11 protein-coding genes are annotated in these 11086 nt (G+C 46.8%); 10 read left to right on the top strand and 1 reads right to left on the bottom strand.

Annotated elements, in window-relative coordinates; genetic code table 11:
- The first annotated feature begins 8 nt into the window (after positions 1–8).
- From IS446_RS15235 to IS446_RS15225, 3 genes are read left to right on the top strand one after another with little or no spacing between them, the layout of a single operon-like run.
- Positions 9–476, top strand: a complete 468-nt coding sequence (locus IS446_RS15235) for a SixA phosphatase family protein (RefSeq protein WP_203061616.1) — start codon at positions 9–11, stop codon at positions 474–476.
- Positions 477–2573, top strand: a complete 2097-nt coding sequence (ppk1, locus tag IS446_RS15230) for a polyphosphate kinase 1 (RefSeq protein ID WP_203061615.1) — start codon at positions 477–479, stop codon at positions 2571–2573.
- A gap of 9 nt (positions 2574–2582) precedes the next feature.
- Complete coding sequence (locus IS446_RS15225; RefSeq protein WP_203061638.1) at positions 2583–3491, top strand: Ppx/GppA phosphatase family protein; 909 nt, start codon at positions 2583–2585, stop codon at positions 3489–3491.
- On the opposite strand, the gene miaE is transcribed toward IS446_RS15225, so the two are convergent.
- Positions 3488–4069 (bottom strand): tRNA-(ms[2]io[6]A)-hydroxylase, encoded by a 582-nt coding sequence (gene miaE / locus IS446_RS15220; protein WP_203061614.1) that lies wholly within the window; start codon positions 4067–4069, stop codon positions 3488–3490. The two genes, IS446_RS15225 and miaE, sit on opposite strands and share 4 nt — an antisense overlap.
- 205 nt (positions 4070–4274) lie before the next feature.
- Here miaE and IS446_RS15215 point away from each other — a divergent pair, with 205 nt between their 5' ends.
- From IS446_RS15215 to IS446_RS15185, 7 genes are read left to right on the top strand one after another with little or no spacing between them, the layout of a single operon-like run.
- Positions 4275–5153, top strand: a complete 879-nt coding sequence (locus IS446_RS15215; RefSeq protein ID WP_203061613.1) for an EboA domain-containing protein — start codon at positions 4275–4277, stop codon at positions 5151–5153.
- Position 5154: 1 nt separating this feature from the next.
- Positions 5155–6063: a TatD family hydrolase gene (locus tag IS446_RS15210; protein WP_203061612.1), complete on the top strand. Its 909-nt coding sequence runs from the start codon at positions 5155–5157 to the stop codon at positions 6061–6063.
- Between the two features lie 2 nt (positions 6064–6065).
- Complete coding sequence (gene eboC / locus IS446_RS15205; RefSeq protein WP_203061611.1) at positions 6066–6968, top strand: UbiA-like protein EboC; 903 nt, start codon at positions 6066–6068, stop codon at positions 6966–6968.
- A gap of 13 nt (positions 6969–6981) precedes the next feature.
- Entirely contained in the window at positions 6982–8163 is a 1182-nt protein-coding gene (locus IS446_RS15200; RefSeq protein ID WP_203061610.1) for a 3-dehydroquinate synthase, read from the top strand.
- Positions 8147–9358, top strand: a complete 1212-nt coding sequence (eboE, locus tag IS446_RS15195; RefSeq protein WP_203061609.1) for a metabolite traffic protein EboE — start codon at positions 8147–8149, stop codon at positions 9356–9358. Before IS446_RS15200 ends, eboE begins: the two co-directional genes overlap by 17 nt.
- Complete coding sequence (locus IS446_RS15190; protein ID WP_203061608.1) at positions 9351–10751, top strand: alkaline phosphatase family protein; 1401 nt, start codon at positions 9351–9353, stop codon at positions 10749–10751. The genes eboE and IS446_RS15190 overlap by 8 nt, the downstream gene beginning before the upstream one ends.
- Positions 10732–11085, top strand: coding sequence for a transmembrane 220 family protein (locus IS446_RS15185; protein WP_203061607.1), 354 nt, complete (start codon positions 10732–10734; stop codon positions 11083–11085). Before IS446_RS15190 ends, IS446_RS15185 begins: the two co-directional genes overlap by 20 nt.
- Position 11086 lies beyond the last annotated feature (1 nt).

Raw genomic sequence — 11086 nt, 5'->3', positions numbered from 1 at the left:
TTACCCTTATGCGTCACGGAAAATCTTCGTGGGAAAACGATGTCAAAGATCAGGATAGACCCTTACAAGAGCGGGGAGTAAAGGATGCATTTCGGGTTGCACAATTCGTAAGTGACAAGATGCCAATGCCTGAGGTAGTCTTTTCGAGTCCGGCAAACCGGGCATTACATACCTGTATCATTGCCATGCGGCAACTCGGTATCCCATATGAGCGATTAACGATCACCGATGAGCTATATGATTTTTCCGGAGGTAGTGTTGAAGCATTTATACGAAATTTGGATGATTCTTATGAAAATGTCATGATTTTTGGACATAATCATGCATTCACATCAATTTCTAATATCTTTGGTAGTGAAAAAATAGAGAATTTGCCCACGGCCGGTCTTGTTCATATTCATTTTGAATGCGAACATTGGGCAGATATCGAAAAGGGGGTAACCCGATTAAAAATTTTTCCAAAGCTACTTCGATAAATGGATAAAGTACAAAACAGGTATGTAAATCGTGAAATAAGTTGGTTACACTTCAATGCCAGGGTTTTGCAGGAGGCTGCAGACCGAAGCGTTCCTCTTATTGAGCGGCTTCGTTTTCTTGGAATATTTTCTAACAACCTCGACGAATTCTTCAAGGTGCGCTATGCAACGGTTAAGCGTATAGCCTTATCCGGAAAGACCGGGAAAAGCGTTCTCGGAGGAACCAATGCGACCGATCTTATGGAAGAGATTACCAAGATCGTGATCGACCAGCAGGCAGAAAGTCTCAAGATCCTCAAAAAGATCGAGAGTGAATTGGAGAAGGAGCATATCTACATGATCAATGAGAAGGGTGTCTCTGAAGATCAGGAAGCGTTTATCAAGCAATTCTTCCACGAACGTATTAGTCCGTCCCTGGCCGTGATCATGTTAAACGAGATCACTGAATTTCCTACCCTGAAGGACAATGCGGCCTACCTGGCGGTAAAGATGGAGCTCAGCACGGAGAAAGAGGTTAAGGGTATCAGGAAGCTGATCAAGGGATCGGGAAAAGATGTGCGGTATGCCCTGGTGGAGATCCCAAGACACTTAGACCGATTCGTTGTATTGCCGGCGAGAGGGGATAAGCAGACCATCATGATCCTGGATGATCTCATCAGGTACTGTATGGACAGTATCTTCAATATTTTTAAATACGATTCGCTTTCGGCCCATATGATCAAGATCACCAGGGATGCCGAACTGGATATTGATAATGACCTGTCGAAGAGCTTTATTGAAAAGATCTCTAGCAGCGTTAAAGGAAGAAGGATAAGTGAGCCGGTGCGTTTTGTGTACGATAAGACCATAGCGAAGGATACCCTGAGTTTTCTCAAACAGAAAATGGGGATAGACGAAACCGATAGTGTGATCCCGGGAGGTAGGTACCACAACCGAAAGGACTATATGAAATTCCCCAGCCTGGGCCGAACAGATCTGCTTTACAAAACATTTCCGCCTTTGCAGGTTAAAGGCTTGAGCATGGTAGACAGCATCTTTGATTCTATTGCCAGGAAAGACTATTTACAATACACACCCTACCATACTTTCTCTTATGTGGTGAAGTTCCTCAGGGAGGCAGCCATAGATCCTTCTGTGAAATCTATTAAGATCACGGTATACAGGTTGGCGAAGAATTCTCAGGTGGCCAGTGCCCTGGTCAATGCCGTGAAGAACGGAAAGGAAGTCACCGTACAGATCGAATTGCAGGCGCGTTTTGATGAGGAAGCCAATATTAAGTACGCCGAACAATTACAGGCCGAAGGGGTGAAGCTCATTTTCGGGATTCAGGGCCTCAAGGTGCACAGTAAAGTTTGCGTGGTAGAGCGTGTAGAAAATGGGGAACTAAAGAGGTATGGATTTATAAGTACGGGTAACTTTAATGAAGCTACTGCAAGGGTGTACACCGATTATACGCTTTTTACGGCCAATCAATCTTTGCTTCGGGAGGTAAATAAGGTGTTCGGATTTTTTGAGGTAAATTATAAGGTTTATAAGTATAAACATCTTATAGTCTCTCCTCATTACACCAAGAATATCTTTGGAAAGCTGATCAAGCAGGAGATCGAAAATGCCAAAAATGGCAAGGAAGCCTGGATACGTATAAAAATGAACAGTTTCACCTCTTATAAGATGGTCGATAAGCTGTATGAGGCCAGCAGAGCCGGAGTAAAGGTCCAGCTTATTGTGCGCGGGGTTTGCTGTTTGATCCCCGGTATACCGGGCATGAGTGAAAATATCGAAGCCATTAGTGTAGTGGATCGTTTTCTGGAGCACTCGCGCCTGTTCATATTTGGAAATGGGGGAGATCCTAAAATGTATATCTCTTCTGCCGACTGGATGACCAGAAACCTGGACTACCGTGTAGAGGTTGGATGTCCGATCTACGATGAGGATATTAAGAAAGAACTCCTGGAAACCTTTGATATTTGCTGGCAGGATAATGTCAAGGCCAGGGTATTCTCCGAGAAACAGGATAATGCGTACCGGAAAAATAAAAAGACCCCGATCCGTTCGCAGTTTGCTACCTACGAATACTATTTGAAGAAAAATCTATAATTCGGAGCGATCGTGAAATTAAGAAAATTTGCAGCCATTGATATTGGGTCTAATGCGGTAAGAATGCTGGTAAATAATGTTATTGAGTTTCCCGACCGGGAGACCCAGTTTCAAAAAAGTGCTTTGATACGTGTTCCGGTCAGGCTGGGACAGGATGTATTTACAGCCGGCAAGATCTCTGATGCTAATATATCGAGAATGGTCGATACCATGATCGCCTTCAGGCATTTAATGAAGGTACATCAGGTTGAAAAATATATGGGCTGCGCTACCTCAGCGATGCGGGAGGCCGCGAACGGACACGAGGTTACCGAAAAGATCAAAGAGGCATCCGGTATAGACATTGAGATCATTGATGGTAAGAAGGAGGCCGCCATTATAGCCTCTACAGACCTCCACGAGCTCATAGACAGCGATAAGAACTATCTCTATGTGGATGTAGGGGGTGGAAGCACCGAATTCACCATTTTCAGCAAGGGTGAGATCGTAGCCTCCAGGTCGTTCCGCATAGGTACTGTGAGGTTACTCAACGAAATGATCCCTGATGCATATTGGGGTAATGTAGAAAAATGGGTTCGCGAGCATACCGGGGGCTACAAGAATATGATCATTATTGGCTCAGGGGGAAATATCAATAAGCTGTTCAAGATGTCCGGACGTAAACCAGGAACGCCGTTGTCTTATATTTACCTGAATGCTCAGTACCATTTTCTTCAGGAACTCACTTATGACCAACGTATAGCAGAGCTTGGACTGAATCCGGACCGGGCAGATGTGATCATTCCTGCTACCAGGATCTATCTTAATTCCTGTAAATGGAGTGGGGCCCGAAAGATCATTGTGCCCAAGATCGGCCTCTCTGACGGGATCGTAAAATTGCTGTACAATCAGGAAATGGGACAGGAAACCCTGGTCTAACCGTGAATGGTTTCTTTCTTGCCAAGGTCTTTCATGATCTCTGCCTCGAAAGTAAGCAGGTCCTGCCACTTTTTGTCTACTTCTTCCCTGTTGCCGTACTCCCGTGCAAATTTGAGGAACATGGTATAGTGATTGGCTTCACTTACCATAAGTTTTCTGTAGAATTCGGCCAGCTCTTTGTCTTGCAGCTCTTCTGATAACAACCGGAAACGTTCACAACTTCGTGCTTCTATTAGCGCTGCATAGAGCAGTTTGTTGACCAGGTGAGTGGTTCGGCTTCCGCCTTTAGGGAAAAACTGCATGAGCCTGTTCACATATTCATCTTTGCGATCACGACCCAGAACCCAGCCACGCTCAAGGATCTTGTCATGCACCATTTTGAAATGGCTTATTTCTTCCTTCACCAGGGCAGTCATGGCCTGGACCAATTCGGTGTGTTCGGGAAATTGAACGATGAGAGAGATCGCCGTACTGGTCGCTTTTTGTTCACACCAGGCGTGATCGGTGAGTATTTCTTCGATATTCTTCTCTACGATATTCACCCATCTCGGGTCGGTGGGAAGTTTTAATCCTAACATGCTGCCTCTTTCTTAATATTCTACAAATTTATGAATTTTATCGACCTTCTGCCAAGGCTTGATATTCTTGGGATTAAGGCCATATACGCGTTCAGGGATATAACGATTAATTTAAGTATTCATCGAAGTTTAAAAATCCCTCCTTCCAATATCAATACATTTAAAAAGTTAATAGTCAGCGCATTGACGTTTTAGTACGTGTATTATGATCATTACCCGAGACGATACCATACCTTCTGCAATGCTAAAAACGCTTAGAGGTCTCCTGCATTCCCTTCCCGATCCTACTCCATTTACGTGGCTCGAGGAGCAAATTCAAGACTTAAAGGAAACTGTAGCGAACGCCAATTTCTATCTCACTTATACCCTTATCGGGCAAAAGTTCGGAGACGAAGGGGTGACGGTAGGAGATACCACTGGTGATGTGTGTCTGGCCTACCTGAAGGACCATCAGGCTACCTGGCCGGAAGTGGCACGTATCTACCTCATAGCGGAACTCCTTGCCGATCAGGGGGAGGCATACCTGGGAGGCGTAAAAAAGATAACAGAGGTTGCGGATAGTAAGGAACTTATTACCTTTTTAAAATACGTGTTCTTTCTGCCTTATGCCGGAACGTTTATTCATACGGCAACCGACGCCCTTCGTACGAATATAGCTCCTGTATTTGATGCAATAGCTCTAAATAATCCGTATCCGGAGCACTACTTTAATGAGCAGCAATGGAATCAAATGTACCTGAAGGCCGCATTTATGCAGCGCCCTTTATTGCAGATCTGGGGAGTTGAAAACAGGGCCAATCTGACCCTGAGTCGTATCATTTCGGATTATGCTCATGAGCGGTGGGCTGCTTCCCGTGATATCGATCCTCATATCTGGAGACCGGTAGCTTTTGCTCCTGTCGACGCTATTAAGGCAGATATGCAGCACTTGCTGGAAAACGGGACTGAGGAGGAAGTGCATGCAGCTGTACTGGTGGCCATACTTTCAAATAACGAGGAATTAATGGAAATGGTGAGTTCCCGGAAGGAGATCCTGGAACGCATAGCAAATAAAACCCTGAATTGGAATAACTTAAAATTATAATATGGAACAACAGTTAAAATTTATCGATCCACATATTCACATGACTTCCAGAACCACAGACGACTATGAGGCTATGGCCCGGGCAGGAGTGGTGGCCGTGATCGAACCGTCGTTCTGGTTGGGGCAACCGCGAACCCAGGTCGGTTCTTTTCAGGATTACTACAGTAGCCTGGTAGGGTGGGAGCCCTTCAGAGCCAGTCAGTTCGGGATCAGGCACTACTGTACCATAGGGCTTAATAGTAAAGAGGCCAATAACGAAGCCCTGGCAGAGCAGGTCATGGAATTGTTGCCGCTTTACCTGTTCAAGGAGAATGTTGTGGCCATAGGGGAGATCGGCTACGACGATCAGACACCCATGGAAGATAAGTACTTCCGAATGCAGCTCGAACTGGCAAAAACATACAATATGGTGGTGCAGGTGCACACCCCGCATCGCGATAAGAAGCAGGGTACGCTAAGGAGTATGGAAGTATGCCTTGAACACGGGCTCGACCCTGAAATGGTGGTGATCGATCACAACAATGAAGAGACGGTAAAAGATGTGCTCGACAAAGGGTTTAACGCGGCCTTTACCATATATCCGAAAACGAAAATGGGTAATGAGCGCATGGTTGCCGTAGTACAGCAATACGGAAGTGAACGGATTATTGTTGATAGCTCGGCAGATTGGGGGGTAAGTGATCCTTTGGCGGTGCCAAAGACGGCTAACCTGATGCTTAGGAGCGGGATCGATCCGGAAGATGTTAAGAAAACTTGTTACAGCAATGCGCTTGCGGTTTTTGGCAAGAGTGGTAAAATGAAAGAGTCTGATTGGGAAGACGCCTCCGGAGTAGATCAAAGGGCCTTGTTTAATGATAATAGCGTGCTACGCGGGCAGGAACCTCGTGTGGATGAAGGAAAGATCGTATAGGAATGAACACATTAAGGGGGTACATAACGTTAACGCGACCGGCAAACCTGCCAACGGCCATAGCCGATATCATGGCGGGAGCTGCGGTGAGCCTGGCGATGACCTACCCTGACGTATTTACCGATCTGAATATAGGGCGATTCGCAAGGCCTGTGATCTTGTTGTCTCTTGCCTCTGTGTGCCTGTACGCCTCAGGAGTGGTCTTTAACGATTACTTCGATAGGGAGACAGATGCCATAGAAAGACCCGAACGTCCCATTCCCAGCGGGGTGGTAACGGCCCGGTCGGCTGCCGTATTCGGCAGTGTGCTCATGTTTGCGGGTATTGCGCTTGCATTTATGGTTTCGACGATAAGCGGCGGAATTGCAATCCTTCTCGGAGCGGCCATACTCTCCTATGACAGTATGGCAAAGCAAAGCACCGTGTTAGGGCCCTTGAATATGGGGGTGTGTCGCGGACTTAATTTGCTGTTGGGAATGAGTGTTATCGGATTCCCGGTCATGTGGTGGATGGCGTTGATACCGGTGATGTATATCGGAGCCATTACCCTGGTGAGTCGGGGAGAGGTGAATGGAAGCAACAGGAGTCATATTCGTGTGGCGTTCTTGCTCTATATATTGGTAGTGGCTCTTGTTGCGGGGCTCTACAGGTATGGGTTAACGTCTATGTGGTACACCCTGCCATTTATAATCGTGTTTTGCTTGATGATCCTGATCCCTTTGTGGTGGGCTTATCGGGAGAATACACCCGATAATATACGAAGGGCCGTAAAGGCAGGAGTGATCTCTTTGATCCTTCTCGATGCGTGTATCGCGGTGATCTTTGCCGGATGGCAGGCCGGTTTGAGCGTCGTGCTTTTATTACCGCTGTCTTTGTGGCTGTCAAGGCGATTTGCAGTGACCTAAAAAGTTGTATGAGATGAAGAATTATTCGCGATTGGAACAGCACTTTAAAGTGACCTACTCCTACCAGGTTCATTTTACCCATAGGATCTTTGATGGGGATAATGCCCTTTTGAAAGATCTGCTGGGAGAGGATCACGATGGAACGCCGGTAAAGGTCTTGTTTGTGATCGATAAGGGGGTGAGCAAGTCACATCCCGATCTGATCAACGATATACAGACGTATGCCGAAACTTATAGTGGGGTGATCAAACTCTCCGGATTGCTTGTGATCCCCGGGGGAGAGAAGGTGAAGAATGAAGCCGTTCACCTTCAAAATGTCCTGGAGGAGGTCGATGCCAATGGTGTCTGCCGGCACTCTTTCTTAGTGGCCATCGGTGGCGGAGCAGTGCTTGATATGGTTGGTTTCGCAGCAACCATAGCACATCGGGGAATCCGACATATTCGTATCCCTACCACCGTACTGTCCCAGAACGATTCCGGGATCGGGGTCAAGAACAGTGTGAACTGGAGGGGTAAAAAGAATTTTATAGGGACGTTTAGTCCGCCCGTAGCCGTGATCAACGACAGCGAATTTCTGAAGACCCTCGAGCAAAGAGACTGGATATCCGGAATTGCCGAGGCTGTGAAAGTGGCACTGATCAAGGATGCCCGTTTCTTCGCAGAGATCACCGAAAATGCTGAGGCGCTAAGGCATCGCGATGAAGCCGCCATGCAAAGTCTCATCTACCATTGCGCCCGTTTACATATGGAGCATATAGGGGGTGGGGATCCCTTCGAAAAAGGATCGTCCAGACCGCTGGATTTCGGTCATTGGGCAGCCCACAAACTGGAGCAGCTCACCAGATTTGAATGGCGTCATGGAGAGGCCGTGGCAGTGGGAATGGCCATCGATGTTACCTATGCCCTCCTGCTGAAATTAATAAGTGGGGAGGAGCATGCCCTGATCCTCAAAGTGCTTGAGGACATAGGATTTGAACTTACCATTCCGGAGGAAGTCGATTTTGAGATGCTCTATAGCGGATTGGAAGAATTCAGAGAGCACCTTGGGGGAACGCTTACCGTAACCCTTATAAATGGAATTGGGATAAAAAAAGATGTGCACCAGATCGATAAAGACCTCATGAAAGAGGCGGTTCACCGGGTTCGTAACCGGGTGTTTATTAATCAATCTTTAAGCGATGTTGGTAAGAAATAATTTTCACCTTAGCTATTGCTCCAATATACATCCCGGAGAGGGGTGGCAACAAACATGGGAAAATCTTAAAAGATACCTCCCGGAAATCAAAAGCAGGGTGGCTCCCGATATTCCCTTTGGGGTCGGGTTGCGGTTGTCTAACAAGGCCAGTGAAGAACTGGGTATGGGTGACCGTCTGGAAGCCTTTAAGATCTGGCTTCTGGAGAACGATCTTTACGTGTATACCATGAATGGTTTTCCCTATGGGAATTTTCATTTTAAAGAGGTTAAAGACCTGGTACATGCTCCCGATTGGACTACAGACGATCGCCTGGATTACACCTTCAGGCTTATCGATCAATTGGCCTATTTACTACCTCGCGGACTCACAGGGAGTATATCGACCTCACCGCTTAGCTATCGCCACTGGTATACCTCTGAAGAGTTCAGAGATAAATGCATGAAAAAGGCCGCACGCCAATTGGCCAGGGTAGTGGTTAAGCTTTACGGATTGGAAAAGGAGACGGGAGTGTATATTCACCTGGACCTTGAGCCCGAACCCGACGGACTCATGCAGAACAGCCTTGAGGTGATCGATTTCTTCAGGGAATACCTGATCCCTATCGCTTCAGAATACATCGAGGAAAAGATAGACCGGATGCCCTATGATGCCGAGGAGATGGTGCTTAAATATATCAATGTTTGTTACGATGTGTGTCATTTCTCCCTGGCCTATGAATCGCCTCAACGCACCTTTAAGCGTTTTCGACAGACCGGGATCAGGGTGGGAAAAATACAGTTGAGCTCTGCGCTTAAGGTGGTGCTTGACGGACGCCATGATCAGGAGAAAATGGAATTGCTTTCGCAATTCGATGAGCCTGTGTATTTGCATCAGGTTACAGAGGTTCGTGGCGATACGGTGAAAGTATACCAGGACCTTCCCATGGTGCTTAACAGCAAGCGAAGCTTTAAAGAGCTCAGGGCACATTTTCACGTTCCTGTATTTCTGGAGAACTACGGCTTGCTTGATTCTACCCAGGATAATATCCTGGCCACCTTTGAGTATCTTAGGAAACACGAAGATGTATGTGAACATCTGGAAGTAGAGACCTATACCTGGGAGGCACTTCCTCAGGACCTTAAGACCAGCGTTCAGGAATGTATTGAACGCGAACTACTCTGGGTCAAAGAAAAATTTACGAATTCGAATGAATAAGACGGTAGTTATAAATGTTGTAGGACTTTCTCCTGCCTTATTGGGCGGGCATACCCCATTTCTTAAACGCTTCGGAGAGCAGGGGAGTATGGCGCGCGTACGTCCTGCATTTCCCGCAGTAACCTGCACTGCACAAACTAACTACCTTACCGGGAAGACGCCTTCTGAACACGGCATTGTGGCCAATGGTTGGTATTTTAAAGAAGAACATGAAGTAAAATTTTGGCGACAGAGTAGCGACCTGGTTCGGGTTTCACGTATCTGGGATCGATTAAAGGCAGAAGATCCTGAGTTTACCTGTGCCAATCTTTTTTGGTGGTATAATATGTACTCAGAGGCCGATTACAGTGTTACGCCCAGGCCTAACTACCTTGCAGATGGCCGCAAGATCCCGGATGTATACAGTTATCCATCAGGCCTCAGAGATGACCTGCAAAAAGAACTCGGGCAATTTCCCTTGTTTAAATTCTGGGGTCCGGCTACAGATATAAGCTCTTCGCAATGGATAGCCGATGCAGCGAAACGGGTGGAAACGAAATACGATCCAACGCTTACCCTGATCTATCTCCCACATCTTGATTATAATTTACAACGCCATGGGCCGGACCCTGAGCAGGTGGGAGATGATCTTAAAGCCATAGATGCCGTTTTAGAAGACCTGGTAGGTTTTTACGAAGCTCGAGGTGCCAGCGTACTTTTATTATCAGAATACGGTATTACAGGGGTAAGCAGGCCGGTTCATCTAAACCGCGTACTTCGGGAACACGGATATCTGGCTTTAAGGATAGAACGAGGTCGCGAGTTGCTCGACGCAGGGGCCAGTAAGGCTTTTGCAGTGGCCGATCACCAGGTAGCGCACGTTTATGTACGGCATAAAGAGAATATAGCGGCGGTTGCCGGGATCTTAAAGACTGTTCCCGGAGTAGATCGATTGTGGGTAGGAGAAGAGCGAAAAGCGATCCATATGGATCATGAGCGCTCCGGCGATATTGTGGTCATGGCCGATCATGAAAGCTGGTTTACCTATTATTACTGGCTTGACGACGAAAGGGCGCCCGATTTTGCAAGAACCGTAGACATTCACCGCAAGCCCGGTTATGATCCTGCAGAGATGTTTACCGATCCCGGTAAAAGACTAGTAAAGCTTCGAATACTCTGGAAATTGGTATTGAAGAAATTAGGTTTCCGAGTGCTTATGGATGTGATCCCCTTAGAAGCGAACCTGGTGAAGGGCTCACATGGCCGGATCCCTGAAAATAAAGGGTTCTACCCTTTGGTGATGGCCAATACGCCACTGTTCGATGGGGTGGAGGAGATCGACTCGACGGAGGTACATACGATAATCAGCGAACTTGCTACTAAAAAAGATCAATATGAAAGCCTTATTACTTAAGATCGCAGCAGCCCTTTTTACCTTATTATTCCTGATCTCGGCTTTGGTACAATACAACGATCCCGACCCGTATCTCTGGTATTTTATTTATGGTATGGCCGCAGTGATCTCAATGATGTACATTTTCGAAAAGCTCCCCTTTTGGGTGGCTTTGATCGCCGGAATAGCTTGTCTGGCAGGGGTTATCATTACCTGGCCTCAGCAATTCGAAGGGGTCACCATCGGGCAGGGAGATATCAAGAATATCGAAGAAGGAAGGGAGGCTTTAGGGCTGTTGATCACTGCCCTTGTCATGATGGGGTATGCCATCGTACTTCGGTTTAAGAAAGTATAAG

The sequence above is a fragment of the Robertkochia sediminum genome, assembly GCF_016786255.1.
In the GTDB taxonomy this organism is placed as follows: Bacteria; Bacteroidota; Bacteroidia; order Flavobacteriales; family Flavobacteriaceae; genus Robertkochia; species Robertkochia sediminum.
This window is presented reverse-complemented; position numbering and strand designations above follow the sequence as displayed.